The organism is Sorangium sp. So ce1014, assembly GCF_051521505.1.
GTDB lineage: Bacteria > Myxococcota_A > Polyangia > Polyangiales > Polyangiaceae > Sorangium.
Genome location: NZ_CP150356.1, coordinates 991,975 through 1,017,860, shown reverse-complemented (window position 1 = coordinate 1,017,860; position 25,886 = coordinate 991,975). Strand labels below are relative to the sequence as shown.

The following is a 25,886-nucleotide window of genomic DNA, read 5'->3' as shown; positions in this document are numbered from 1 at the left end:
CGATGCATCGCCAGCCCCCGGTGCGGGAATATTTTGGGCACCAACGATCTGGCCCGCCTCGCGCCTCTCGTAGCGCCTTCCATGCCTTCGGTGCCGCGCTCCTCTCGCTCGGCGCGGCGGCCGCGGTCGCCGCCCCCGGCGCGGCGCAGGCCGAGGTCCCGGTGCAGCGCACGTTCTTCCGGCTGCCCTCGTCGAACGGGTTCGGCGCGGTGCTCCTCGATCTGAGCCAGGCGAGGCTCACCCACTTCCGCGAGCATCTGTTCGCCACCGAGGAGCCGCTCCTCGACGAGCGCGGCGAGGAGGTCTGGATCGGCAACCAGCCGCAGGCCGTGCCCACGCGCGATCTGCTCTACGACGCGTACTTCGGGCTGCGCTCGGAGGGCAGGCAGCGGTGGTTGACCGAGGTCCCCGTCGATCTCGACGCGAGCGGCTACGCCGGCTGGACCGACGGGGAGCGCGGCGGCACGGGCGTCGTCACGATGGTGCAGCGGGTCGGCAACCTCGAGTGCACGCAGCTCTTCTTCGCGCCGCAGGCCCTCGGGCAGGCGGGGTTCGTGATGGCGATGCGCGTCGAGAACCGGGGCGAGGTGCCGGCGGAGGGCGTGTCGGCCTTCTCGCTGCACAACTTTCACCTCGGCTTCGGGCGCCCGGGCGTGATGACCGACATCGGCGAGTCGGGCGAGACGGTCGCCTACGACGGGAGCGGGGGCCGGCGCGACTTTCTCGAGCGCGCCTTCGCCGGCGTGGTCGCCGCGCGCGCGCTCGAGCCGGCCGCGCGCCACGGCGCGTCGCGCGCGGGCGGCCCGGCGGACCTCGACGTCTACCGGATCGTCGCGGAGGGCGCCGTCGCCGATCTGCCGGACCTCGACGGGGCCGCGCCCACCGCGGACGGCTCCGTGAGCGCGTTCCAGTGGGACCTCGGCAGCATCGGTCCCGGCGAGGCGCGGTGGGTCGGCGTGGCGTTCGCGCATCACGGCGACCCCTCGGGCGCGGCGGACCCGCTCGTGCAGGGCGCCCTCGACGCGTACCTCGGCGCGAAGGGCGCGGCGGAGGTCGTGGCGGACGAGATCGCCGCGTACCGCGCGTTCCAGGGCGCGCTGAAGGTGCCGCCCACGGCGACGCCCGGGGAGACGGCGTTGCTCCGGCAGTCGGCCGTGATGCTCCGGATGGCGCAGTCCCGCGAGAGCCACGCGTTCCTGCGCGAGCACCTGACGCGCGACGGCGAGCCGCGCGCCACGCGCTTCGGCACGACGCTCGGCGGCGAGCCCGCCGCGCTGCCGGCGACGATCGCCCACCGCGGCCGCGGCGCCGTCCTCGCGAGCCTCCCGCCGGGCGAGTGGACGGTCGCCTGGATCCGCGACGGCGCCTACGCGACCGTGGCCATGGCCGTCCTCGGCATGGAGGCCGAGGCGCGCGATGCGCTGAGCTACTACCTCGACGCGGAGGCGGGGCGCTTCCAGCGCTGGAACGAGCTCGCGTCGTACGACATGCCGCCGTACCAGATCAGCCTGGTGCGCTACCACGGCTTCGGGGTCGAGGAGACCGACTTCAACGATTTCGGCCCGAACCTCGAGTTCGACGGGTTCGGCCTGTTCCTCTGGGCGCTGCGCCGTTACGAGGAGCTCACCGGCGACACGGCCTTCGTGGACGAGCGCTGGGCCACCGCGTCGTCGAAGGTCGCGGACGCGCTCGTCGCGCTCATCGACCCGGACACCGGCCTCGTCCGGAAGGACTCGTCGATCTGGGAGACCCACTGGAACGGGCGCGAGCGCTCGTTCGCGTACACGAGCATCACCGCGGCGCGCGGCCTGTGCGACGCGGCGGAGATCGCGGCGCGGCGCGGCGAGGCGCAGCGGGCCGCGGGGTACCGCGACGCCGCGAACCGGCTGCGCGACGCGATCGCCGCGCGGCTCACGGACGCCTCGGGCGCGCTGGCCGCGAGCCTGGAGGAGCTCGAGTCGGGCGCGGGCTACTGGGACGCGGCGGTGCTCGAGGGGATCGCGATGGGCCTGTTCGATCCGCGGGGCCGCATCGCCGCCGCCACGCTCGCCGGGCTCGACGAGCACCTGCTCGTCCCCGCGGGCGCCGGGTGGTCCCGGAACGACGATCGCTTCGATCACGCCGGCGTGGACGACCTGAGCCCCTGGGGCAGCGAGTACGACAGCGCCGAGTGGGTCGTGACCGATCTGCGCGGCGCTGTCGCCGCGCGGCTCATGGGCGACGAGGCGCGCTCGGACCGGCTGCTCCGCTGGGTGCTCGATCAGTCGGCCGCGAACTACCTCGCGATCACCGAGACCTACGACGAGGCGAGCGGCGCCTACAAGTTCAACGCGCCCATGGTGGGGTTCGGCGCGGGCGTCTACGCGCTCGCGCTCGCGGCGCGCGACGGGCGGGTCGTCGGGCCGGCCTGCGGCGCGTACTTCGACGAGAGCGCCACGGGCGGCACCGGCGCAGGGGGCGGCCCCTCGAGCGGCAGCGCCGGCTCCGGCGGGGCGGGCGTCGGAGGCGCAGGTGGAGGCGCAGGTGGAGGCGCAGGTGGAGGCGCAGGCGGCCTCCAGGACGACGCCGGCTGCGGCTGCCGACTCGCGACGGCGGAGGGCGCGGCGCGCTGGCCGCTGCTCGCGGCGGCCGTGGCCGCGGCCGGCCTCGGGCGACGGCGGCGCGGGAGGGCGCGGCGCTGACGCTCGCCGGGCGCGCGCCGCGTTCGTGGGCTACTTCTCGCTTGTGTCCTCCTGCCGCTCTGTCTGCGCGGCGGCGGGAGACGGGGTGCCGGCGACCGCGGCGGCCATCGCATCGGTGAGCGACACCGGCGGCGCGGGCCGCGGCGTCTCCTCGGACGCGGGCGGCGGCGCAGGCGGGTGCGCAGGCCGAGCGCGGGCCCCCGACGCGGAGGCCGCGCGCGCGCCTGCCGCGGCGAGGGCGCGGACGCCTGCGCTGGAGGCCGTGCGGGCGCCTGCACCGGTGGCCGCGCGCGCCCCCGCCTCGATCACGGCGGCCGGCTTCGGCGCCGCGCCGGGCTCGGCAGCATCCGCCTTGCCCTCGCCAGCCCCAGGTGCCTGCGCCTCGTGCCCGCGGGGCGTCGTGTTGGGGTATCCGGGCGCCTCGTCCGGCGCGCTCACCTCGCGCGCGATCTCCCCTGCCCGGGAGACGCCGCGCTGCGCGGTGGGGGGCAGCAGGACGTCCCCCGGCGCGCTGGACCTCGGGCCGGCGACCAGCGCGAGCCCGGCGGCGATCGCCAGAGCGCCGGCCGCCGACGCCATGAGCGCGCGCACGCGGGCCCGGCGCCGCGCCCGCGAGGGCGCCGCGACCGGCACGAGCGCGTCGTAGACCCGCAGCACATCGGTCACGCTCGGGGGCGCATCGACCGCGACCAGCGGCGCCGCCGCGACCGGCGTCCCGGCCGCGACCCGGCCCGTCGCCGGCGCAGCCGAGCTCCCCGCCGGCGCCGCCGCCGCCGTCCTCGGGGCGGGGGGGTTCGCGAGGAACGACTTCAGCGCGAGCGAGCGGAGATCCATCATCGTCGGGTCGTCGTCGTCCCGCGGCACCGGGGGCGCGCTCGACCGCCGGAGCGGAGGAGGAGGCCGGCTCGATCGCCCCCCGGCGCCCGCCCCCGGCAGCCCGGCCGTGCCCCTCCCCTGCGCGCGGAGCATCGTGCCGCCGCAGACGCGGCACTCGGGCGCGGCCCCGCCCCGCGCGCCGCTGGAAACCGTGGTGACGAGTCCGCAGACTTCGCAGTAGACGTCCATGAGCCCCCCGCAGGCCTCGCACCATGACGGCGGCGAGAGCCCGCTTCGCCAAACCTGTGATCTAACTTACATCTCGAGTATGGCGTGCTCGGGCCGGGCGTGCATGCGGTCTCCCCGCGAATCGAACGCGAATCGAACGGCAATCGGACGGGAAGCGGACGGAAATCGGACGGGAAGCAGACGGAGATCGGACGGGAAGCAGACGGAGATCGAGCGCTGGACGCGCGATGTGCGGCCATCCTGGACGGTCGAAGAGGAGCAGAAACCGTCCTGGACCGAAGGGTTTTCGGGTGGGCGCTTGCGATGCCTGCCTCTGAGCTGCTGTGGTAAGAGCCGCGCTTCGATGTGGTCGGGAGCGGGCCGGAGGTCCGCTCGACGTGGTCGGGGCTCCCTGCCGGGGGTCACGCTGACATGGGGCTGGGGGCCGCGTCCGGTCCCCGAAGCGCCCGGAGGAGTTCGAGAATGGGTCTCAGCGAAACGCTGCTCGATGCGAACAAGAAATCACGGGTCATCGCCGACTGTTGCACGCTGGTCGACGAGGAGGTGGCTTCGAAGGGCGGGCTCTCCGGCCTGGCGGTCAAGGCCGGCTACGCGGCCGTGAAGGGCATCAAGCCCGGCTTCATCGCCCAGGTGGTCGAGAAGCTCTTGCCCGAGTTCGCCAAGAAGCTCGATCCCCTCTGGGTCGAGGCTGCGGGCAGCGGCAATGCGAGCTCGTTCCTGACCACGAACCGCTCGCGGGTCGCCGACGCGCTCCTCAGCGTCACCGACGAGAAGGCGAAGACCTCGACGAGCGGCGTGGTGCGCGGCACCTACGAGAAGCTGCGCGGCTCGGCGAAGAAGAACGTCGAAGACGCCGTCCCCCGCCTCGCCCAGCTGATCCAGAAGCACGCGTCCTGAGCGGCCCGGCGCCCAGGCCCGCGCGCCCGCGCCGGCCTGGGACGCGCGGCGCCCGCGCCGGCCCGCTGCGCTCCGCAGCGCGGCCGGTGCGCCTCACGTCGACGAGAGGTGTCGTGGGGACGGGAGGCGCTCCGCGCGCCGGCTCAGCCGGGCTCGCCGAAGCTTCGCGCGAAGAGATCGCGGATGGCCTCGCGGCCAGCGTCGTTGAGGTCCTGGGTGCCGATGCCGGCGAAGTTCTCGCTGATGATGCTCGGCTGCCGCGCCATCTCCCAGGCCGAGCCGCTCCAGCGGAACCAGCCGCGCTTCTCCTGATCGTAGACGAACAGCGGCTTCTTCCAGAGGCGCGCGAGCTCCGCGCCCCAGCCGGTGCCGCCGCGCACCGTGCCGTCGTCCTGGAGCGTCCCCACGACGAAGACCTGGCTGGCCGCGTTGATCTGGTGCCAGATCGTCTGGAGGATGTTGCGCACGAGCGGGATCTCGCTCAGCACGCGGCCGAGGCGCCGCGACACGTAGACGAGGCTGAAGTCGCCCTTGCGCAGCTCGTCGTCCCCGAGCACGACCACGCCCCGCTGGCGCTCGAGGAGCCGGTGGCCCTCGAAGCTGTAGTTCAGCTCCTGCACCCCGTACCGCTCGGCGCAGGCGCCGAACTCAGCCTCGGCCCCCTTGGCTCCGCCCGAGTGCAGGCGGAACTGCCGTGGGTCCTTCGGCCGCTCCGAGGGGGGGCGCACGTCCTCGTCGATGACCCGCATCGAGTGCGGATCGAGGCGCAGGTGGAGCTCGGCGAGGTCCTTGTTGCCGTGGTCCTTCAGCAGCCGCAGGCGAACGACGTCGCGCTCCGGCTGCAGGTAGACGACCACGCTGAGGTGGCGCTCGACCTTCTCGAGCGCGGCCGGCAGCTTGCCCGGGGGGATCGACTCCTCGACCTGCGCCGCGATCCAGATCTCGGCGGAGCGCTCCTTGGCGAGGCGGCCGAGCGCCTCCATCGCCTGCTCCGACGCAATCGCCACGTCGAAGCCGTCGACGATGATCACGTCGGGCTCGAAGTGGGCGACGCCACGCGCGAACGCCACCGTCTCGAGCATCTTCTCGACCCACAGCCGCGCCGCCTCTTCGGTCGCGTCGGGCGGCGCCTTCACATGGCCGAGGTGCGAGTAGATCTGCCGGTGCCGCTCGACCTCGAGCCGGACGGCCTCAGGCTCCTGGAGCCGCATCGACTGCGCGAGATCGTGGAAGATCTCGTCGTAGTACGCGCGGACGTGGTCGACCGCGTTCTCGTGCGAGATGTGCAGGACCCTGCGATCCCGGAGCAGATCGTCGAGCGCGATCTGCACGAGCAACGCCGTCTTGCCCACGCCGGGCCGAGCGACGATGACGCCGACGTTGCCGCGACCCAGCCCGCCGTGCATCGACCCCTCGAAGACCCGCATGGGGCTCCGCTCGTTCACCTCTTTGCGGTACATGCCGACCCCCTCACTTCGCCTTCTTGGCCAGCTCTTCCCGGTACTTCTTGATGAGCTCCTCCGAGAGAGCCGCCGGAAGGGGAGCATAGCGCGAGAACTCCATCGTGAACTCGGCTTTGCCCTGGGTGGCAGAACGAAGGATGGTCGAGAAGCCGAACATATCGGCAAGCGGCACCTCCGCCTCGACACGGCAGAAGCCGTCCGCCTCGGTCGAACCGATGATGATGCCGCGCCGCTGCATGAGGATGCCGACGATGCCGCCCTGGTACTCGCCCGGGCCCTCGACGGCGACCTTCATCAGCGGCTCCAGGATCTGCGGGCCGGCCTTGGGGTACGTCTCGCGCCAGGCGCCGCGCGCGGCCTCCTGGAAGGCGATGTCGGACGAGTCGACCGAGTGGGAAGCGCCGTCGTTCAGCGTGACGGACACGCCCGTGACCGGCGCGCCGATGAGCTGCCCCTTGGCGAGCATCGACACGAAGCCCTTCTCGACCGCCGCGATGAACTCGCGCGGGATCGCGCCGCCGACGACCTCGTCCTCGAACCGGAACGGCGCCTCGGTCCACGGCTCCATGAAGCCGCCGACCTTGCCGTACTGGCCAGAGCCGCCGGTCTGCTTCTTGTGCGTGTAGTTGTAGTCCACGCGGCGCGTGATCGTCTCGCGGTAGGCGACGCGCGGCGGGCTCGTGACGACCTCGGCCGCGTACTCGCGCTTCATGCGCTCGATGTAGACGTCCAGGTGGAGCTCGCCCATGCCCTGGATGATCGTCTCGCCGCTCTCCGGATCCGCCCCGACGCGGAAGGTCGGGTCCTCCTTGGTGAAGCGGCGCAGCGCCTTCGACATGTTCGCCTGGGCCTTGTTGTCCTTGGGCGTCACCGTCAGCGAGATGACCGGGTCGGGCACGTGCATCGACGTCATCGCGACGGCCAGGCCGCCCTCGGTGAACGTGTCGCCGGAGTTGCAGTCGATGCCGAAGATCGCGACGATATCGCCCGCGCTCGCGCCGTCGATGTCCTCCATCTCGTCCGAGTGCATGCGGACGAGCCGGCCGACCTTGTGGCGCTTGCCCGTGCGCGTGTTCGTGACCTCTTTCCCGCGGCTCAGGGTGCCCTGGTAGATGCGGATGTACGTGAGCTGGCCGAAGCGGCCATCCTCGAGCTTGAACGCGAGCATGACGAGCTGCGCTTCCGGGTCGCTCGACAGCGAGATCTCGGCCTCGTCCTTGTCGAGATCCACCGCCTTGTTGGTGATGTCGGCGGGCGTCGGGAGGTAGCGGGTCACGCCGTCGAGCAGGACCTGCACCGCCTTGTTCTTGTACGCCGACCCCATCATCATCGGGACGATCTGGAGCTTCACGGTCGCGTCGCGGATCGCCTTGTAGAGGAGCTCCTCGGTGACGCGCTCCTCGAGGATCGCCTCGGTGAGCTCGTCGGAGTACATCGAGAGCGCGTCGAGCATCTCCTCGCGCGTCGCCTTCACCTCGTCGGCCATCTCCGCCGGGATCTCGCCCGTGATGATCGTCTCGCCGTTCTGCCCCTCGAACCGGTAGGACTTCATCGCGACGAGGTCGACGACCCCCTCGAACTTGTCCTCGAGCCCGATCGGCAGCTGCAGGAGGACCGGGTTCAGGTTGAGCTTCTCGCGCAGCTGCGTGCGGACCCGCAGCGGGTTCGCGCCGGCGCGGTCGCACTTGTTCACGAACGCGATGCGCGGGACGCCGTAGCGGCGCATCTGGCGGTCGACGGTGAGCGACTGGCTCTGCACGCCGGCGACGGCGCAGAGGACCAGGATCGCCCCGTCGAGCACGCGCATCGCGCGCTCGACCTCGATCGTGAAGTCCACGTGGCCGGGCGTGTCGATCACGTTGATCTGGTGCCCGTTCCAGAAGCAGTGCGTGGCCGCGGACTGGATGGTGATCCCGCGCTCGCGCTCGAGATCCATCGAGTCCATCTTCGCGCCGACGCCGTCCTTGCCCTTGACGTCGTGGATGGCGTGGATCCGCTTGGTGTAGAAGAGGATGCGCTCGGTCAGCGTCGTCTTGCCCGAATCGATGTGGGCGCTGATCCCGATATTGCGCAGCTTGGACAGATCGCTGATCACAGAAGGCTCCCCGCCGCGCACCCGTGAGGGCGTGCCCGTGGAGGGCGTGCGGCACGCAATGAACCTCAGCCGGGCGTGCGCACTCTTGCGATCGCCCAGTCAGAAATTCGGCGCGGCTCTTAAATCGGCACCATCCCCAGCGCCAGGGGGAAAATGATTCTTCGCGATTATTTCAACTACTTGGCCTGGATCCTGGAAAGTCCGACCGTCTCGTCCCACTCCGGACCGTAGCCGTCGTAGTGGATGCGGTAGCGCTCCTGCCCCACGATGCCGGTGACGACCGCCGGGTACATCTGCCCGTGCCACTCGACGCGCACCCTGTCGCCGATCTTGTAAAGGTTGGTCTGCGAAGCCTGCAGCCCCTTGCTCCGGACCTTCGGCGGCGGCGGGGGGTTGACAACGTCGCCCTCGACGAGGCCGCGGATCCGCTCACGAGGTACAGTTTCATCCCAGATGTCATCGTATCCCTGGTAGTGGACCTTGAACTTCGTCGGACCCACGACCTCGATGACCTTGGCGGGGTAGTCGTTTCCTTCCCACGTCACGAGGACATCGTCACCGATGGCATATTGGCGCTTGCAGCCCCCCAGAACCAGGGCAAGGGCCAGGAGGAGGGCCGCAGCGTGAGCGCGCGCTGCGGGCATACGTCTGGCCCCGCCTTACCGTCCTCCCCGGCGCCCCGCAAGGGGCTTCGTGCCGGGGTGGCCCCGGGTCCGCCGGGGGGCGGCGCCGCGCTGTGCTGCGCCTCGCCTCGCCTCGCGCCGGGCGCTGCAGCGCGGCACGAACCCGTGTAGAGAACGCCCCATGACCCGAGACGTTCGTCCTGGCACGGGCATCCTGTCCCGCCCGTGCCCGTGCGGCTCGGGGCGCTCGTACCGCGAGTGCTGCGCCCCCTGCCATCTGGGTGATCGCGAGGCGCCCGACGCCGTGGCGCTGATGCGATCGAGGTACGCCGCGTTCGCGGTCGGAGACGCCGCCTACCTCTGGCGGACGCTGCACATGGGCCACATCCATCGAGCGCGCGACAGGGACGAGGCGCTCCGCGAGCTCAAGGCGACGACCCACCACCACCGGTACCGCGGCCTGAAGATCCTCGACAGCCTGCAGAGCGGCGACTCCGCGTCGGTGCTGTTCCTCGCCAAGATCTTCGAGGCGGGCGCGGACCGCTCGTTCATCGAGCTCTCCGACTTCCTCCACGACGGCGAGGGCTGGCGCTACCTCCACGGCGTGGCCGTCCCCCGGGCCCGCATCGGCGTCCCGCCCGACGAGCTGACGATCGCCCGGTTCTCGTCGCTCGTCGGCTGACCTCGCCCTCGCCGGCCGAGGGCGCGGTCAGCCGGCCGCTGCGCCTCAGCCGGATGCCGCGCCGGAGGCGCGGGCCTCGTGCCACCCCATCGCCTCGACCACGGCGCGGTTCTTCTCCATCCACAGCGTGATGCGCTCGCGCGTCGTCCGGTAGGCGTACTCCAGGATGGCGCGCCGCGCGCGCAGGTTGGCCGGGTTGTGGAGGAACAGGAGCGCGTCGTTCCGCGCGGGCTCGAGCACGAGGACCTGCATGTTCCCCTCGGCGCGCGTCCGACCCACCGCCTGGTGGAGCCGCGCGTGCGCGCCGATGCGCATCGCCTGGTTGAAGACCCAGAGCAGGCCCTTGTCGCGCACGCTCTCGCGCACGCCGTGCCCGGTCGGGACCGGGCGGTGCGCGGTGGAGACCGGCACGAGCGGGCTCACGACGATCGTGAGCTCCGCGCCGGCGGCCTGCGCGAGATCGAGGTGCGCCACGTGGCCGAGCCCGCCGTCGAGGTAGTGCCGCTGGTCGATCCGCACCGGCGAGAAGAACAGCGGGAGCGCGAGCGACGCCGCGCAGGCGAGCGACACGGGGACGTCGTCGAACCCCTCGGCGCCGAAGATCACGCGCTCGCCCGAGTCGAGGTCGTACGTCGGGATGCGCAGCGTCCGGGGCATCGCGCGGAACGAGTTCGGGATGCCGCGCCGCAGGAAGAACTCGGCGAGGAACCGCTCGTAGCGATCGAGCTGGAACAGGCCCGCGGGGAGCGAGTCGTTGAAGCGATCGAGCTGCTCGAACAGGTACTGCTGCGCCGGCGCGTTCGGGGTCGCGTCGCCCCGGGTCGAGAGCCGGACGATCGCGTGGCGGAGCGCGACAAGGCTGGTGGTGAGCGCGCGCCGCCACTCGCTGACGTCGAGGTGGAGCAGGTGGCTGCGCTCCAGCGGGAAGAAATTGTCGACCGGATCGAGCAGGGCGCGGTAGAGCCGCTCGATCGGGATGCCGCCGGCGAGGGCCGCGGCCACCGCGGCGCCGCTGCCGTGCCCGAGGTAGAGCGAGAAGCTCTGGTTGTCGATCCCCTCGACGCCGTCCTCGAGCGCCGCGAGCGCCCCGATCTGGTAGAGCGCGCCCGTCAGGCCGCCCCCCGGCAGACAGAGGCTGACGCGCGCCCCCTTCGCCTCGCGGCGAGGGGCAGCGCGGCGCTCGCCGTTCGCTTCCACGGTCCCGGGGGCGCGGCCTTCGCCGTCGCCCGCTGCGATCTGCGCGGGTCGGCTCGCGCCGCCGCCTTGACTCTCGACAGCCGGCATCATCGGAGGTCCTCTTCCCTCGCGCGGGCTGCCCTCTCGGCGCGGTTGCCGAGGGCGCAGGCGAGCGCGGTCAACACAAGCGCGCAGGCGGAGCTCACCGCCACGAGCCAACCCGGGATCGACGCGGTCTCCGGCAGCGCCGCGCCCGCGGCGGCGGGCACCTCGTCGACAGGGCCCGCGCCCCCGGCCGAGAGGAGCGCGAAGCACTGGATCGCGTTGTAGACCCCGTGCATCACGACGGGCGGCAAGAGCGAGCCGCTCGCGACCCGGACGACGCCGAGGGCCACGCCGAAGATCGCGATCGGCAGGAGCTTCTGCCACTCGCCGTGGGCCGCCGCGAAGAGCGCGGCCGTGGTCGCGACCACGAGCGGGGCGCCGTGCTGCCAGCGCAGGGGGCGGGCGAGCGCCCCGCGAAAGAAGGCCTCCTCCAGCGCGGGGCCGAGCGCGATGAAGATGAGGCCGAACGCGACCCGATCGAGCGCGCTCGCCTCGACGAAGGCCTGGACGAGCCGGGCGTCGCTGAGGCCCGACGGCCAGCGCCGCTCGATCGCCTCGTAGAGGGCGGCGACGGGCCCCGCGAGCGCGAGGCCGAGCGCGGCCGCGAGCGGGTAGAACGCCGCGTGCGTCCTGCGCACCCCGAGGAGCTCGCGGACCGGCGCGCGCGGCGCGTGGACGCGGCGCACGCCGAGGAGGCCGAGCAGGTACGCCGCGGCCTGGCACGCGAAGCTGCCGACGACGTCGAGCTTCGTCGCCGGCTGGAGCGCGCTGACCGCGCCGCCCGACGCCGGCGCCGACCGGAGCAGGGCGAGCACGCCGAGCAGGCACAGAAAGACGAAGGTGACGGCCGCCGTCCAGCCGGCCGCCGCGAGGACCGACATCGGTCGCTCCCCGCTGCCGCGCTGGACGAGCGGGCCGGGCGCTCCGTCGCTGGGCGGAGGCCCGGCGGTGCCGCGCAGATCGCTCATCGACCTCGCAGATGAGGCAGGACACCCCGCTTGACGACCGTGTCCGTGCCGAGGCGAGCGTCCGGCTCCGGGTAGTCGATGGTCGTGTGCAGCCCCCGGCTCTCGTGCCGGGCGGCGGCGCAGCCGACGATGAGCTCGGCCACGGTGGCGATGTTGCGCAGCTCGAGCAGATCCCGGGTGACCAGGTGCTTCCAGTAGTATTCGCGGATCTCCTCCTGGAGCAGGGAGATCCGCCGGGCGGCGCGCCGGAGGCGGGCGTCGGACCGGACGATGCCGACGTAGTTCCACATGGTCCGGCGCATCTCGTCCCAGTTGTGGGCGACGACGACCTCCTCGTCGCTCGCGACCGCGTTGCCGGCCTGCCACTCGGGCACCTCGGGGAACGGGCTCTGCCGGAGCTCGTCGATCTGCGTCGAGAGGCGCGCGGCGGCGCGGTGGCCGAAGACGAGCCCCTCGAGCAGCGAGTTCGAGGCGAGCCGGTTCGCGCCGTGGAGCCCCGTGCACGTGCACTCGCCGATCGCCCAGAGGCCGGGGATCGTCGTCCTGCCATAGAGGTCGGTGGTGACGCCGCCGCACATGTAGTGGGCGGCCGGGACGACGGGGATCGGCTGCGCGGTGATGTCGATGCCGTAGCGGAGGCACTGCGCGTGGATCGTCGGGAAGTGCTCGCGGACGAAGCTGGCTGGCCGGTGGGTGATGTCGAGCAGCACGTAGTCCGAGCCGGTCCGCTTCATTTCGAAGTCGATGGCCCGGGCCACGATGTCGCGCGGCGCGAGGTCCTTCCGCGGATCGTGGCTCGCCATGAAGGCCGTGCCGTCCGGCAGCCGGAGGATGGCGCCCTCGCCGCGCAGCGCCTCGCTGACGAGGAAGCTCTTCGCTTCCGGGTGGAAGAGGCACGTCGGGTGGAACTGGTAGAACTCCATGTTCGCGATCTCGGCGCCGGCGCGGTAGGCCATGGCGACGCCGTCGCCCGTCGCGACGTCGGGGTTCGTCGTGTAGAGGTAGACCTTGCCTGCGCCGCCGGTGGCGAGCACGGTCGCCCGCGCGAGGTAGGTCTCGACGACGTGCGGCTTCGAGGCCGGTCGGTGCCGGGGCGCGGGCCGGTCCGAGTCGCGCGGCCGCGGCGGCACGGGGTTGAGCGCGGCGTCGGTCTCGTCGAGCACGTAGGCGCCGGCGCAGATGTCCGGCCCGCCGAAGCGGGAGAGCAGGATCAGGTCGATGGCCGTGTGGTGCTCGGCGAAGCGGATGTTCGGGTTCTGCCGGGCCTGCTCGAGGAGGGCGCGCTCGATCTCGAGGCCGGTGGCGTCGGCGGCGTGCACGATCCGCCGCGCGGAGTGTCCTCCCTCGCGCCCGAGGCGCACCTGGCCGTTCTCGTGGTCGAACTGGGCGCCCCGCGCGATGAGCTCGCGCACCCGCTCGGGGCCTTCCCGCGCGCAGATCTCGACGACCACGTCGTGACAGAGGCCCGCGCCTGCCTCGAGCGTGTCGGCGATGTGCGCCTCGGGGGAGTCGTCCGGCGCGAAGACCGCGGCGATCCCTCCCTGCGCGTATTTCGTGTTGGACTCGTCACGCGCCCGCTTGGTGATGATGATCACCTCGCCGTGCTCGGCCGCCTCGAGCGCAAAGGTAAGCCCCGCAACACCGCTGCCGATGACGAGAAAATCGGTGGTTATCGCCACGGCCCGGAGGGTAGCAGGAGCGGGGCGTGTGAAGGTAGGCCGTGGCGCGCGTCCTGCACGCGACGGCGCTGCGGGCGGGCCGGGCGGGCGCCGCGCCGAGGGAGCCGCGTCGACGGAGCCGCGTCGACGGAGCCGCGTCGACGGAGCCGCGTCGAGGCGAGCGCCGCGAGATCACGCGTGAGCTCCTCCAGCTTCCCGCCACGGAATCGGTAGGCGCGCAGCTCGCCGACCCGGACCACGTACGCCGCCCCCGGCGCGAGCAGCAGCCCCGCGAAGCTCGTGGGTGCTCCGCTCCATCCAGGCTCGGGGCAGTCGCTCTCGGGGCGACGATGGATTGTTCGACGTGGGCTCATCATGAGCCGCACTTCGTCACGCCATCTCGCCGCGGTCATCTCCCCTGCACCGACGTCGTCCGCACTGTCCACCTCGACCCTTGCGTGCACGCTCTGGGTCGCCGTGCGGGAGAGGATCTCTCCACCTACCCCATCGGTGACCACGAACAGCCCCAGACACGGCAGCGCCCCATGGCTCTCCGCGTTGCGCGCATGACGCCTCGACACAGGGGCCTCCGCCCCGGCCTCGATGGCCTCGATAGCGAGCGTTGGGCATACCATCATCCACCTCGCACGCTCGTCCCAGGGACGAGCCGAGTCACGACGCACCACGCCCGCGATGCGCCAGATCCTGGTTGTCGCCCTGCGCACGGCGCCGCCGCCGTGCGGCCTCAGCGCGCCTGGGCTGTCAACGTCTGCTCGCTCGAACCGGCGCCTCGAGGCGGGGGCCCGTCGCCCGAGCGCTCAAGAATCCTTGCGCTCCTGGCCCGGCGAGCGCACGAGCTCCAGCGTGCCGCGGCGAGGGCTCTGCCGTTCTCGAGCCCTCGCCCCGGGTGAGGTCGTCGCCCAGCCAAGGCTCAGCAGCAGCAGCTTCGCTCGGTGCTCCGACGGCGGCACGAGCTCTTCCACCGCTTCATCGCGAGCCGCTCGCTTCGCGATGCAGAGCTCGCAACACGGCTCGGGGTCTCATGGGATGTCGTCGAGGCCGAGCTTCCGTACCCACGTCCGCTCCCACTCCCCCAGCCCGCTCAGGCTGGGACGCCGGCGAGAGGGAGGGAGGTCGTCTCGGCGGGACTTCCGGCGCATCGCGCATGAGGGCTCCTTCGAATCGGACGGTGCCGATTCTGCCGATACCGAAAGAAGTCGCCAAGCGGTTTCTTCCCGAAATCGATGCTCTTTCGCCGGCTTACGCTCAACCATGTCGAGTTGTCACCAAATCGTTCGGCCGTCCTCATTTTTCACAGTCCTCGCGCGCAGCTCGCAGCTCGCGCTGGCGTGCACAGGAGAAGAGAGAGGAATACAACGATGCCCACCCCCGGCCCGTGCTCGGCCCTTCGCGCGGTCCGCCCCTCCCACGCCCCGCGCTGCGCGCGGGACGGGAGGGGTCCCCTGCTCGCCGGCGGCTCTCGCCGCTGCCCTGCGACGCATCCGCCAGGCCACCGATCGCGGGTTTCGCGCCGCGTAAAAGCGATCTGCTGCTGGGCTGCCTTCAGCGACCGTCGGATAATATCCGTACTCGCGGCCCGACACAGAAGGGGTCAGCAAATCTACGGTCCATCCGCCCGCGCCTTGGGCATTCCACGCTGTGGTGGCGAGGTTGTAAGCGCCGGGCAGCCCACCGTGCCGCGTCTCCGCGACAAACCACTCCCTACCACCCACACGCGGGGGGCGTCCAACCATTTCTTGTTGTCTCCTTCAGCTCAGCAGCTCACGGATCACAGCGCGCGCTCTTCCGTCGTTTGCATTGCGTTCAGCGCTGCGTATTTCTCACCCAACATCACCGCGCTTCTCACTGCCCGCAGCTCGCATTGCCGCTGAGGTCCCAGCACGCTCCGGTTGCCCCCGGTTCGCCGCCGTTCCCGCCCCACGCCGGGCTGCCGCCGTCCCCGGCCGCACCCTCGATGAGATCCTTCAACGCGACCGCTGCGCTCGGCGCCACGGCGTAGGCGATCCCGACTGCATGGCCGCCTCGACCGCCGCCGCCGGGGCCGCCGAGGCCGCCACGACCCCCATCGCAGCCGGAGCCACCAAGAGACGTCGCGGCACCTGCGGTCCCGCCATTGCCCCCGCTGGCGCCAGGTCGTCCGGATCCGCCCTTTCCTCCGTTGCCCGCCATACCCACGGCGACGGTTACCTCGGTCAGCACCAGCTTCGTTCTCAGGCTGAGGAGGCCGATGCTCGATCCGCCGGCTTGGCCGCCGCCTCCTCCTTTGCCTCCGCAGCCGCCGGCTCCGCCGCCGCCGCCTCTCCGCTCCCGCTCACCGGCGCGCTGTCCTCCCTCTCCACCCCGCGAACGCCGCCTCCCGCTCCGCCTTGATCCGCTCCTGCGCCAGCCGTCGCGCCAGCACGTGTCCTGCCGGCACCGTGTCTCTCAGCAGCGACCGGAGGTCCCGCGCCACATCGTCGAACCTCGGATACCGCTCCTCCACGTCGATCGCTATGCAACACGACACCACCGGCCACACGAACTCAGGGCAATCCGGCACGATCTCGTGCACGGGCTCCGGCGCCGCCACAAGGTGCCCCGTCAGCGTCTCCTCCGCCGTCGCCGGCTCGCTGTCGTCCAGGAACAGGTGCTTGCCCGTCAGCACCTCGTAGAAGATCGCTCCGAACGCGTAAATGTCCGTCCGACCGTCCGGCTTCGCCCGCTCCGCCTTCTTCGACGCCCCGTACAGCTGCTTCACCTGCTCCGGAGAGATGTACCTCACCATCCCCACGTCCGGCAGGTCGTCCGTGTTCATTCCGCCGTCCGCGAACTGCGCGCCGCCCGCCCCTCCCAAGTCCCGCGTTACGCGCGGGACGGGAGGGGTGCCCTGCCCGATCCCGTACCTTCTCCCTCGCTACACTCTCGTCCTTGCACACCACCCCTCCTCACGGGCTCCAACTCTCAGTTGTCGCCGACGCGCGCAAGAAGGCACGTCACGTGCTCGGCCTCGCCGTGCTCATGAGCACAGTCCATCAGCAAGCTCGCCGCGAGGCGCAGCTCATGGTGCGCCGCAAGGATGCCGCTCATACGGTGCTCCGGCACAGCACGCCAAAGCCCCGCCGAGCACACGAGAAAAATGTCGCCCGGCGCGGTGCTCTCTACCTGGGTCTTCATCTCCACCGCCGCATCGCAGCCGAGCGCGCGTGTCGCTGCATTCGCGTGCTGGGCCAACATGGCCAGTGCATCCGGCGAGATGGATCCATCCGACACGCCATCGTCGAGCGCTGCGAGATCACGCGTCCGTTCCTCCAGCTTCCCGCCGCGGAATCGGTAGACCCGCAACTCGCCGACATAGACCATGTACGCCGCCCCCGGCGCGAGCAGCACACCGGCGAAGCTCGTGGGCACGTCACACCATCCCGGCTCCGGGCAGTCGCGCTCGGAGCGGCTCGCTCGACGCGGGCTCATCATCATCCGCACCTCGTCCCGGCGTCTCGGCGCAGTCATCTCATCAGCACAGACACCGCCTGCATTGTCTTTTTCGCGTCTGGGATGTGCGTGCACCATCTCAACCGCAGTACGGGACACCGCCTCTCCGCCGAAGTCACCCGCGACCAGGAACAGCCCCAGACAAGGCAACGGCTCAAAGCTCTCCTCGCTCCTCGCACGACGCCTCGACACAGGAGCATCCGCCCCTGCCTCGATGGCAAGCGTTGGGCACACCATCATCCACCTCGCGCGCTCGTCGCAGGGACGAGCCGAGTCGGGGCGCACCGCGCCCGCGGTACGCCGGGTCCTATCTATCGCGCAACGCTGCGCGTCGCGGCGCTGCCGTGCGTCGTCAGCGCGCGCAGACCGTCAAGTAGGCTCGCTCGAACCGGTGCCCTCGAGACGGCGCCTTTCGCTCAAGAATCCTTGCGCTCGCGAAGCGCCGTTCGCTCGAGCTTCACCAGCCTCAGCTTGCCGCGGCGCTTGCTCCGCCCTCTTGGACCAACCGCCGTGGGTGGAGTCTTCGCCCAGCCGAGGCTCACCAGCAGCTTCGCTCGGTTCTCCGACGGCGGCACGAGTTCCTCCACCGCCTCTCCGCGAGCCGCTCGCTTCGCGATGCAGAGCTCGCAACACTGCTCGGGGTCCCACGGGATGTCGTCGAGGCCGAGCTTCCGTACCATCATCCGCTCCCACTCCCCCAGCCCGCTCAGGCTGGGGCGTCGGCGAGAGGGAGGGAGGTCGTCTCGACGGGGTTTCCGGCGCATCGGCATGAGGGCTCCTTCGGATCGGACGGCACCGATTCTGTCGATATCCGAAGAGGTCGCCAAGGGGTTTCTTCTGGAAACGGACGTCCTTTCGCGCACTTACGTTCAGCTATACGGAGTTGCCACCAAATCGTGCAGCTGGCCTCACTTTCCGCAGCCCTCACCCGTAGCCACGCTCCGGTAGCCCTGCGCGCTCGCCGTGCACGTCCCCCTCGGGACGCACCTCTTCCCTTCGATCGCGGCCCTCGCGATCGCCACCACCTCCTTCCGCTCCGTCCCGCGGCGGTGCGGGCGGCGCTCTCGATGACGCCGCCTGCTACCTCACCGCTCGCTCACGGAAGCTCCTGCTCCGCCGCTTCCGCGCCTTCGGCGCCCGCGTTCTCCAACACGTTGCTGTTTCCGCCGGGCCCGCCCGCGCCCGCCGCGCCAGGCATCAGCATCATCTCCCCTTCCTGCTTCACCGCCTCCCCTCGGTACGCGATCGCAAGCGACGGCCCGCCGAGACCTCCGCCGCCGGGGCCGCCGTTGCCTCCCTGGCCTCCCTTTCCTCCATCGCACGCGTTCTTCGACCCGCCGACACCCGTGCCGCCGACGCCTCCGACTCCGCCGGCTCCGCCCGGCTGCAGGTCGCCGCCCGCGCCTCCCTTGCCGCCGTTGCCGGCCGTCAGCACGCAGTCCTTCAGCGTCACCTTTCCCTCCACGCTCGCCAGCGCGATGCTCGCTCCGCCCGCTCCACCGCCTTGCCCAGGCAGCCCGCCGCAGCCGCCGGGTCCGCCGCTGCCTCCGCTCGCTCCCGCTCCTGGCACGGCGCCTGCGCAGATCGCCGCGCCGCCCTTCGCGCCCCCGCCTCCGCCTCCGCCTTGCCCTGGCTTGCCCGGTCCGCCCGCGCCTCCGCTCACGCCCACGTAGCCGGATGAGCTCAACGCGCCGAGGCCGCTCGCCGCGGGGCCGAATTCGCCGGGGGGGCCGTTGTCGCCGCCCTGGCCTGTTCCACCCGCGGCACAGCTCCAATCGCCTGCCGCGGGCTCTCCAGAGCCTGCTGCGCCGAGCGCGCCAGGCTCTCCGACCTGTCCACCGCCACCGTTGTTCACCCTGCCTGCGCCGCCCTCGCCGCCGATGGACAGCGCATCGCCGCCGCACGCGCTTTCCACCTGCGCTCCTCCTGGTAGCGTCTCATCAGGCGCTCCTGATGTATCCAGGTCGCTGCACGCGTTGGTTCCGGCATTCCCGGGAGCCGCCTGCGCCGGCACCTCGCTCGGCGCATCCGTTCCCTCCGCGCCATCCGCCCCGTTCCCGGCGATCAGCTCGCACCGCGCCAGCTCCGCCGTCGCGCCATCCACCAGCACCGCGATCGACGACGCTCCCGGCGTCTGCGCATCCGCAGCACGCACCGACACGTCCTCGATCCTCGCCGTCCCCACGCCCCGCATCACCTTCAGCGCGATCGCCTCTTCGGCCGGCGCCACGATCGTCCTCTTCTCCTCGCCGATCCACTCCCACCCGTTCGCGCAGTCGAGCCCGCCGAATACCGCCACGCCTGCGGGCACCTCCGCCGCCTCCGTGAACTCCTCAGCGCACGCGTACACCGCGCCCTGCTGCTCCGCGACCCGCGCGATCGCCGCACTCAGCGTCTTCACGGGCTCCGCCTTCGTCCCGGCGCCATCGTCGTTGCCGCTCGCCGACACGAACACGCCGCAGGCGTCCCCTACCGCATCCGCGTTCTCGCTCGGCACGCAGCTCCCTGGCGTCCCGCCGCCACTGCCGGCTTGAACGAAGTGGTCGCACGTCAGCATTCGCGTACAGTCCTCTGTCACATCGAGCCACAGCGCATTACAACCGGTGGCCATGATGGCGGTCCCCACGATCGCCCATACCCGCTGCTTCGTCTGGCTTCTCATCATTTTCTCTCTGGAACTCGTTACCAAACGCCGAGCAGGACGATCCGTGCGCTATGAACACCCACATCGGGCAACACGCGCACTGGCACCGCTATCCGCGCCTCCGCCCGAGGCCACAGGGCATAAGTCACTGCGGCGACGACCAGCACACCTGATGCTACGTACGCTACTCGTGCCGCGTTGCCGAACGTTTCCTGCCGTGAGCCGGCGTCATAGAGCTTTGAGCAATTGTCGACGAACGCGCTCGGCGGCTGCTTGCACTGCCCGCCTGCATCGAGGATGGCCCGCCCCTGCACGTCGACATCACCGCTCGCAGCATTCGACGCAACCGTCGTCCCGATACCCACGCCGAGCCCCACCACGCTCGCCGCGCCCAGCGCGATCACCGGCACCCAGTTCCTTTGCTGCGGCGGAACCGGCTTCTCCGGCGTACCAGGCGTCATCTCCGCGGCGGGCGCACCGGCCCGCGCGCCCGGCGCGCTCGCACCCTCCGCAGGCTTCGCTACCGGCGTCGCCGCCTGCGCTTCGCTCGTCGCCAGCGCCATCGCCAGCGTCACTTCCACCGTCCCTCCCTTCGCCGCCTGCACCGTCTGCTCGCACCACGCAGTTCGCGCGGGTGTGCAGAAGACAACAGAGAGGAACACAGCGATGCCCACCCCTGTACCTTTTCCGGGCGTCGGGGACTGGCGGCGCGTCCGTCCGTCCGCGGCTCGCAGCTCTCGCAAGAAGCAAAAGCGATCTGCTGCTGGGCTGCCTTCAGCGACCGTCGGATAATATCCGTTCTCGCGGCCCGACACAGAAGGGGTCAGCAGATCTCCGGTCCGTCCGCCCGCGCCTTGGGCATTCCACGCTGTGGTGGCGAGGTTGTAAGCGCCGGGCAGCCCACCGTGCCGCGTCTCCGCGACAAACCACTCCCTACCACCCACGCGCGGGGTGCGTCCAACCATTTCTTGTTGTCTCCTTCAGCTCAGCTGCTCACCGACCGCAGCGCTCGTGACTCAATCAACCGCATTCCGTTGAGCCCTGCGGAGTTCTCACGCAGCGGCACTTTCTTTCTCACTGCCCGCAGCTCTCGTTTCCACCGAAGTTCCAGCAAGCGACGCTCACACCGGGCGTGCCGGCGTTGCCGCCGAACCCGAGCTGCCCGCCGTCGCCCGCCGCCCCCTCCTTGAAGTCCTTCAGCTCCACCGCCGCGTTCGGCGCCGTGGCGTAGGCGATTCCCACCGCATGGCCGCCTCGACCGCCGCCGCCAAGGCCGCCACGGCCGCCGGTGCCGCCAGGACCACCCTCGCAGCCGGCGCCACCAAGAGACGTAGCGCTACCTGCGGTCCCGCCACTGCCCCCGCTGGCGCCAGGTCGTCCGACTCCGCCCTTTCCTCCGTTGCCCGCCTTGCCCGCGGCGACGGTCACCTCGGTCAGCACCAGCTTCGTTCCCAGGCTGAGGAGGCCGATGCTCGATCCGCCGGCTTGGCCGCCGCCTCCTCCTTTGCCTCCGCCGCCGCTGGCGCCAGAAGCCTCCACGGGGCTCCTCGGGTTCCCGCAGAAATACCCCGCCTTCCCTCCGCCGCCTCCGCCGCCTCCTTGGCCTTTCTTGCCGGTGATGCCGGGGGCGCCGTCGCCGCCGGTGATGCCGGTGAGCGCGAGGGTGGTGGCGCGACCGGCGGGGCCGGGGGTGTCGGAGGCGCCATCGCGGCCGGGTTGGCCCTGTTCGCATTCGCCCGTCTCCGTTTGGCCCATGCCGCCGAGACCCGGGCTGTTGGGGAGGATTGGGTCGGGCAGGGGGATGCCGGCCTGGCCGGGCCGGCCGTTGCCGTCGTCCATGCCTGGGATGCCGCCGAGGCCGCCTTGGCCGCCGCGGGTCTCGCCGTCTTCGCAGATGGTGACGCCGGGGTCGCCGCCGTAGACGGACGGATAAATGATGCACGTGCTCGAGGCCGTATTCGTCGACCCGCTCGCTCCTGTGTGCGGCCGCTCGCTCGACGTCTTGCCGTCCGCGCCATCCATCCCGTCGCTTGCGCTCACCGCCACCTGCGCCAGTTCCGCCTCGATGTCCGCGACCGCCACCCCGATCGACGACCCGCCCGCCTTCGTCGCGCTCGCAGCGCGCACCGCGAAGCTCCGTACCTTTGCCCCGTGCGCTCCCTCCCCCAACGTGAGCGCGATCTGATCCGGCGGCCCCTCGATCGCGCTCCGCGCCTCTGCGCTCCACGTCCACCCGGCGTCACAGTCGAAGCCGCCGATCACCTCCAGCCCCGCTTCGATCGTCACGCTCTCCGCGAACGCTCCGCTCGTGCACGCCAGCACCCGCTTGCCGTTCGCGTTCGCGACCGCCTCCGCGAGCGAAACGTACGGTTTCTCCTTCGTCCCATCCCCGCCCGGCTCCGCGTTCGCGCTCGCGAACACCGCGCACTCATCTGTCACCGTGCTCGCATCCTCGGTCGGATCCGCCTCGCACGCGGGGTTTGTTCCACCGCCGCAGCCGCCCGTGCCTGACGGACACAAGGAATCGCACGTCAACATCAGGTCGCAGTCGCCCGCCACATCGCTCCAGACGACGTCACAACCGCTCGCGGCGAGGACAAGCATCACATTCGCCGCAATCCAGCCCCTTGCTTTCGTTTTCATTCCGTCCTCTCCTGGGCTCTTCACCACGCACCGACCAGCACGACACCGGCGCCCGTCGGGTGCGCGGTGGCAACCAACGGCGGTCGGCCCGCCGTCTTCGCGTCAGCGCGCGGCCACAGCGCATACGTCACTGCCGCGGCGGCCAAGACACCCGAAGCAACGTAGGCGATGCCCGCCACATGGCCCAGCGTGTCCACGCGCCCGCCGGTGCTGCTCAGATCCGCGCAATCATCAACGAATGCCTCTTGCGGCTTCGTGCACTGTCCTCCGGCGTTTCGGATCGCCTGTCTCTTCGCGTGCACGTCATCAAGCACATTGCTCCCCGCCACCGTCGCTCCCACCCCCACGCCGAGCGCCACCGCGCTCACCGCCCCCAGCGCGATCACCGGCACCCAGTTTCGCTTGTCCTTATCCTCTGGCGCCGGCCCTCTCGGCACCTCCGGCGCAGCCGGCGGCGTTTCCGCCAAAGGCGCTCCCGTTCCAGGTGCGCTGGCCTGGGCTCCGCCTCCAGTCCCACCGGCCTGCGTTCCCGACATCCCCAGCCCCTCCGTTGCACCGGGCTGCGCCTGCGCGATTTCGCGCTGCACTGGCACGCTTGCAGCGGGCTCCTGCGGCGCGGCGGACTGCGCGGCAGCGACGTTGGGGGCGGCGATCAAGCTCGCCGCAGTCAGCATCATGGCAAAGGATCGGCAGTCCATCATCCGACAGGTCATCATCATGGCTTCAGGTGGCTTCACCCCATCAACTCCTTACGATGGTCAGCGCGGGTGCTGCGGCCGGGTCGATGGCCGACCGCTCCCGCGCTGCGCCCCAACTCGACGGCCGACCGCACGGCACACGAGTCCCTATCACCCCAGCAGGGGGCGTGTTGATTCATGGGTTGTCCTCTCCTTCAGCTCCGCCGTTTACGGTGCGCGATACTCACTCTGCCGTTTGCGGTGCGCGATGCTCGCTCTGCCATCGAATGCACTCCGTTGAGCCAGCCGGATTTGCCGCAAAAAGAATAACATCGATGGTCATTCCTCACTGGCCACAGCTCTCGTTCGGTTCGAAGCTCCAGCACGCGCCGCTCACGCCGGGCGTGCCGGCGTTCCCAGCCTGCACCGTGCTGCCGCCTTCGCCTGCCGTGCCCTCGACGAATTCCAGCGCCACCGCTGCGCTTGGTGTTCCGGCGTATGCGATCCCCACGGCGTGGCCGCCTCGGCCTCCACCGCCTGGGCCGCCGGGACCGCCTCGACCACCATCCCCGCCTTTGCAGCCGGGGATGGAGTCCACGTGGTCCGAGGCGGTACCTCCAGTCGCGCCCATGCCTCCATCGGCGCCGCGTCTTCCGCTGGCGCCCTGTCCACCGTTGCCCGCCTTGCCCACCGCGACCGTCACCTCCGTCAGCACCAGCTTCGTCCCCAGACTCACGATCCCGATGCTTGACCCGCCGGCTTTCCCGCCCCCGCCTCCCTTGCCGCCGCAACCGCCGGCGCCGCCTCCGCCTCCGCTCGCGCCGGGACCTTCGATGGTGTTCGGACCGGCCGGGCAGAACAGCCCCGCCTTCGCTCCGCCGCCGCCTCCTCCACCTTGACCTCGCTTCCCGGTTGGGCCGTTACTGCCATCGCCTCCAGCGATGCCGGCCAGCGTCAGCTGCGTGTCGCTCCCGGCATCCCCGGCGTCGCCGGGTCCACCAGGCGCGCCGGGCTCGCCCTGCCGGCAGTTGCCACCGGTCTGCCCGGCGCCGCCTAGCCCGTACTCTTCGGGATTCGGTTCGGGCAGCGGCGCGCCGTCTGCACCCTTCTGCCCGTTGCCCTCCTCGGTACCCACAATCCCGCCGAGCCCACCGGCGCCGCCGCGCGTCTCGCCGTCCTCACACGTCGTCGCGCCAGGATCGCCACCTCGAACTGCCGCGGGTAGACCGCACGCATTCGACGCGCGCGTCTGCTCCGTGTCTGGCGCGCTCGCTCCCGCCTGCGGCGTCTCCGTCGGCGTCTCCCCGCTCGCCCCATTCATCCCATCGCCCGCGGTCACATCCACATGCACCAGCTCCGCCTCGATGTCCGCCACCACCACGCCGATCGACGACCCGCCCGGCTCCGTCGCGCTCTCCGCACGCACCGAGAGGCTCCGCACCTTCGCCCCGCTCGCACCTTCCCCCAGCGTGAGCGCGATCTGATTCGCAGGCGCCTCGATCGCGCTCCGCGCCTCCGCATTCCACGTCCACTCCGCCCCGCAGTCGAAGCCCCCGATCACCTCCAGCCCCGCCTCGATCGTCACGCTCTCCTCGAACGCTCCGCTCGTGCACGCAAGCACCCGCTTGCCGCCCGCGTTCGCGATCGCCTCCCCGAGCGACGCGTACGGCTTCGCCTTCGTCCCGTCTCCACCAGGCTCCGCGCTCGCGCTCGCGAACACCGCGCACGCGTCGCTCACCGTACTCGCATTCTCGGTCGGATCCGCTCCGCACTCGGGGTCGGGCGTGCCCCCTCCCGTGCCTGACGGATAGAAATGATCGCAGCTGACCAGGAGCTCGCAGTCTTCCGCCAGATGGCTCCAGAAGCTATCGCAACCGCCGACCGCCAAGACGAACGCCAACCCGCCGACTGTTCTGCGCATGTTCCGCATGTGCCTTGCCTTCCGGAGCTCCATCACCACGCCCCCATCACTGCGATGCCCGCGCCGTCCGAGTGCACCACGGGCAGCGCAACGGCAGATTCGGAGCGCTTCGGCTTGGGCCATAGAACGTACGTTGCCGCAGCGATCGCGAATGCGCCCGACGCGATGAACGCCACGCGTGCGACGTTCCCCAACGTGTCGGCGCGCGACGCATCGCTCCGGACCTGCTCGCATGGCCCAACCCACGCTGACGCCGGCTTCACGCACTGTCCGCGGCCCTGAATGATCGCAGCGCTCTGCTTGTGGGCGTCATCGCTCGCAGCGTTCGACGCAACCGTCGTCCCGATACCCACGCCGAGCCCGACCACGCTCGCGGCCCCAAGCGCGATCACCGGTACCCAGCTCCGCTTTTGCGGCTCCGGCCCCGGATACGCCGGCACCGCGGGCGGCATCTCCGCCACGGGCGCCCCCGCTGCAGCGCCCGGTGCGCTCCCCCCCTTCGCCGCCCTCGCCCCCGGCGCCGCCTCCTGCCCCTCGCTCTTCAGCGGCGGCAGCGCCAGCGCCGCTGCCGCCGTCCCTCCCTTGGCGACCTTCACCGTCTCGCTTGCCGGCGCATACCCCTCCAGCCTCGCCTCCACCCGGTGCTCGCCGGCTTCGACAAACACCTCTCCTTCCAGCGGCGCCTTCCCCACAGCCTTGCCGTCCACCACCACCTCCGCCCCCGCCACGCCCGCCGTCACCACGAGCGCTCCCACCTGCGCTCGCGACTCCGCCAGCCGCTTCTCCGCTGTCGGCTTCAGCTTCGCCGCCGCTTTCATCAGCGGCCAGTGCCGCAGCGCATGCGACAGGTACTGCGCTGCTTCCCGGTGCTTCTTCAGCTGGTACTTCGTGTTCCCGAGGTTGTACGCCACGTCGAACGTCGGATTCAGCTCCCATGCCGACAGCAGCATCGCCTCTGCTTCTTGGTACTTCCGTGGCCGCAGCTCGGACAACTGACCGAGCTCCTCGCATCGCGCAACTCGCGCTGGGGTGCAGAGGAGAACAGAGAGGAATACAACGATGCCCACCCCCGGCCCGTGCTCGGCCCTTCGGGCCTGCG

19 protein-coding genes are annotated in these 25,886 nt (G+C 71.2%); 3 read left to right on the top strand and 16 right to left on the bottom strand.

Translation table 11 applies throughout. The features are described 5' to 3' along the window. The first annotated feature begins 2 nt into the window (after window positions 1–2). The gene (locus WME75_RS03890; protein WP_437486546.1) at window positions 3–2,681 is read left to right on the top strand and encodes a glycoside hydrolase family 15 protein; all 2,679 of its coding nucleotides are present in this window, start codon (window positions 3–5) and stop codon (window positions 2,679–2,681) included. Between the two features lie 30 nt (window positions 2,682–2,711). Here the strand turns inward: WME75_RS03890 and WME75_RS03885 are convergent, their stop codons facing one another. Continuing rightward, window positions 2,712–3,746: a hypothetical protein gene (locus WME75_RS03885; RefSeq protein WP_437486544.1), complete on the bottom strand. Its 1,035-nt coding sequence runs from the start codon at window positions 3,744–3,746 to the stop codon at window positions 2,712–2,714. A gap of 462 nt (window positions 3,747–4,208) precedes the next feature. Between WME75_RS03885 and WME75_RS03880 the strand changes: the two genes are divergently transcribed. Continuing rightward, window positions 4,209–4,643, top strand: coding sequence for a DUF6918 family protein (locus WME75_RS03880; protein WP_437486542.1), 435 nt, complete (start codon window positions 4,209–4,211; stop codon window positions 4,641–4,643). Window positions 4,644–4,786: 143 nt separating this feature from the next. On the opposite strand, the gene WME75_RS03875 is transcribed toward WME75_RS03880, so the two are convergent. The 3 genes from WME75_RS03875 to WME75_RS03865 form a co-directional block, all read right to left on the bottom strand. Then, complete coding sequence (locus WME75_RS03875) at window positions 4,787–6,103, bottom strand: hypothetical protein (RefSeq protein ID WP_437486540.1); 1,317 nt, start codon at window positions 6,101–6,103, stop codon at window positions 4,787–4,789. A gap of 10 nt (window positions 6,104–6,113) precedes the next feature. Further along, the gene (gene fusA, locus WME75_RS03870; RefSeq protein ID WP_437486538.1) at window positions 6,114–8,201 is read right to left on the bottom strand and encodes an elongation factor G; all 2,088 of its coding nucleotides are present in this window, start codon (window positions 8,199–8,201) and stop codon (window positions 6,114–6,116) included. Window positions 8,202–8,377: 176 nt separating this feature from the next. Next, complete coding sequence (locus WME75_RS03865) at window positions 8,378–8,845, bottom strand: Tudor-knot domain-containing protein (protein ID WP_437486536.1); 468 nt, start codon at window positions 8,843–8,845, stop codon at window positions 8,378–8,380. 160 nt (window positions 8,846–9,005) lie between these two features. On the opposite strand from WME75_RS03865, the gene WME75_RS03860 reads away from it, so the two are divergent. Next, window positions 9,006–9,506 carry a YchJ family protein gene (locus WME75_RS03860; RefSeq protein ID WP_437486534.1) on the top strand — a complete coding sequence of 167 codons (501 nt, stop codon included), beginning with the start codon at window positions 9,006–9,008 and terminating at the stop codon, window positions 9,504–9,506. Between the two features lie 45 nt (window positions 9,507–9,551). Here the strand turns inward: WME75_RS03860 and WME75_RS03855 are convergent, their stop codons facing one another. The 12 genes from WME75_RS03855 to WME75_RS03800 all read right to left on the bottom strand — a co-directional run bounded on the left by WME75_RS03855 (window position 9,552) and on the right by WME75_RS03800 (window position 25,737). Next, window positions 9,552–10,793 (bottom strand): patatin-like phospholipase family protein, encoded by a 1,242-nt coding sequence (locus WME75_RS03855; RefSeq protein WP_437486532.1) that lies wholly within the window; start codon window positions 10,791–10,793, stop codon window positions 9,552–9,554. Next, window positions 10,790–11,755, bottom strand: a complete 966-nt coding sequence (locus WME75_RS03850) for a CPBP family intramembrane glutamic endopeptidase (RefSeq protein WP_437486531.1) — start codon at window positions 11,753–11,755, stop codon at window positions 10,790–10,792. Before WME75_RS03850 ends, WME75_RS03855 begins: the two co-directional genes overlap by 4 nt. Further along, window positions 11,752–13,434, bottom strand: a complete 1,683-nt coding sequence (locus WME75_RS03845; RefSeq protein WP_437486529.1) for an L-aspartate oxidase — start codon at window positions 13,432–13,434, stop codon at window positions 11,752–11,754. The genes WME75_RS03850 and WME75_RS03845 overlap by 4 nt, the downstream gene beginning before the upstream one ends. Before the next feature lie 2,311 nt (window positions 13,435–15,745). After that, a complete protein-coding gene (locus WME75_RS03840) occupies window positions 15,746–16,228 on the bottom strand; it encodes a hypothetical protein (protein ID WP_437486527.1) in 483 nt (160 codons plus the stop codon). A gap of 146 nt (window positions 16,229–16,374) precedes the next feature. Then, window positions 16,375–16,887, bottom strand: a complete 513-nt coding sequence (locus WME75_RS03835) for a PP2C family protein-serine/threonine phosphatase (protein ID WP_437486525.1) — start codon at window positions 16,885–16,887, stop codon at window positions 16,375–16,377. A 431-nt stretch (window positions 16,888–17,318) separates the two neighbouring features. Continuing rightward, the gene (locus WME75_RS03830; protein ID WP_437486523.1) at window positions 17,319–17,729 is read right to left on the bottom strand and encodes a hypothetical protein; all 411 of its coding nucleotides are present in this window, start codon (window positions 17,727–17,729) and stop codon (window positions 17,319–17,321) included. A 269-nt stretch (window positions 17,730–17,998) separates the two neighbouring features. Next, a complete protein-coding gene (locus WME75_RS03825; RefSeq protein WP_437486521.1) occupies window positions 17,999–19,567 on the bottom strand; it encodes a PGRS family protein in 1,569 nt (522 codons plus the stop codon). Between the two features lie 17 nt (window positions 19,568–19,584). Continuing rightward, entirely contained in the window at window positions 19,585–20,127 is a 543-nt protein-coding gene (locus WME75_RS03820; protein WP_437486519.1) for a hypothetical protein, read from the bottom strand. 493 nt (window positions 20,128–20,620) lie between these two features. Then, complete coding sequence (locus WME75_RS03815; RefSeq protein ID WP_437486517.1) at window positions 20,621–22,189, bottom strand: hypothetical protein; 1,569 nt, start codon at window positions 22,187–22,189, stop codon at window positions 20,621–20,623. Between the two features lie 20 nt (window positions 22,190–22,209). Further along, window positions 22,210–22,926, bottom strand: coding sequence for a hypothetical protein (locus tag WME75_RS03810; RefSeq protein WP_437486515.1), 717 nt, complete (start codon window positions 22,924–22,926; stop codon window positions 22,210–22,212). A gap of 286 nt (window positions 22,927–23,212) precedes the next feature. Continuing rightward, window positions 23,213–24,604: a hypothetical protein gene (locus WME75_RS03805; protein WP_437486513.1), complete on the bottom strand. Its 1,392-nt coding sequence runs from the start codon at window positions 24,602–24,604 to the stop codon at window positions 23,213–23,215. A 215-nt stretch (window positions 24,605–24,819) separates the two neighbouring features. Beyond that, the gene (locus WME75_RS03800; RefSeq protein ID WP_437486512.1) at window positions 24,820–25,737 is read right to left on the bottom strand and encodes a PEGA domain-containing protein; all 918 of its coding nucleotides are present in this window, start codon (window positions 25,735–25,737) and stop codon (window positions 24,820–24,822) included. Window positions 25,738–25,886 lie beyond the last annotated feature (149 nt).

Excerpts from the sequence above, each read along its gene's own strand:
- WME75_RS03850 (WP_437486531.1), bottom strand. The coding sequence starts at position 11,755 with ATGAGCGATCTGCGCGGCACCGCCGGGCCTCCGCCCAGCGACGGAGCG.
- WME75_RS03840 (WP_437486527.1), bottom strand. The coding sequence starts at position 16,228 with ATGAACACGGACGACCTGCCGGACGTGGGGATGGTGAGGTACATCTCT.
- WME75_RS03880 (WP_437486542.1), top strand. The coding sequence starts at position 4,209 with ATGGGTCTCAGCGAAACGCTGCTCGATGCGAACAAGAAATCACGGGTC.
- WME75_RS03885 (WP_437486544.1), bottom strand. The coding sequence starts at position 3,746 with ATGGACGTCTACTGCGAAGTCTGCGGACTCGTCACCACGGTTTCCAGC.
- WME75_RS03835 (WP_437486525.1), bottom strand. The coding sequence starts at position 16,887 with ATGATGATGAGCCCGCGTCGAGCGAGCCGCTCCGAGCGCGACTGCCCG.
- WME75_RS03875 (WP_437486540.1), bottom strand. The coding sequence starts at position 6,103 with ATGTACCGCAAAGAGGTGAACGAGCGGAGCCCCATGCGGGTCTTCGAG.
- WME75_RS03800 (WP_437486512.1), bottom strand. The coding sequence starts at position 25,737 with ATGCTGCTGTCGGCATGGGAGCTGAATCCGACGTTCGACGTGGCGTAC.
- WME75_RS03865 (WP_437486536.1), bottom strand. The coding sequence starts at position 8,845 with ATGCCCGCAGCGCGCGCTCACGCTGCGGCCCTCCTCCTGGCCCTTGCC.
- WME75_RS03890 (WP_437486546.1), top strand. The coding sequence starts at position 3 with ATGCATCGCCAGCCCCCGGTGCGGGAATATTTTGGGCACCAACGATCT.
- WME75_RS03825 (WP_437486521.1), bottom strand. The coding sequence starts at position 19,567 with ATGATGAGAAGCCAGACGAAGCAGCGGGTATGGGCGATCGTGGGGACC.
- WME75_RS03815 (WP_437486517.1), bottom strand. The coding sequence starts at position 22,189 with ATGAAAACGAAAGCAAGGGGCTGGATTGCGGCGAATGTGATGCTTGTC.
- WME75_RS03855 (WP_437486532.1), bottom strand. The coding sequence starts at position 10,793 with ATGATGCCGGCTGTCGAGAGTCAAGGCGGCGGCGCGAGCCGACCCGCG.
- WME75_RS03860 (WP_437486534.1), top strand. The coding sequence starts at position 9,006 with ATGACCCGAGACGTTCGTCCTGGCACGGGCATCCTGTCCCGCCCGTGC.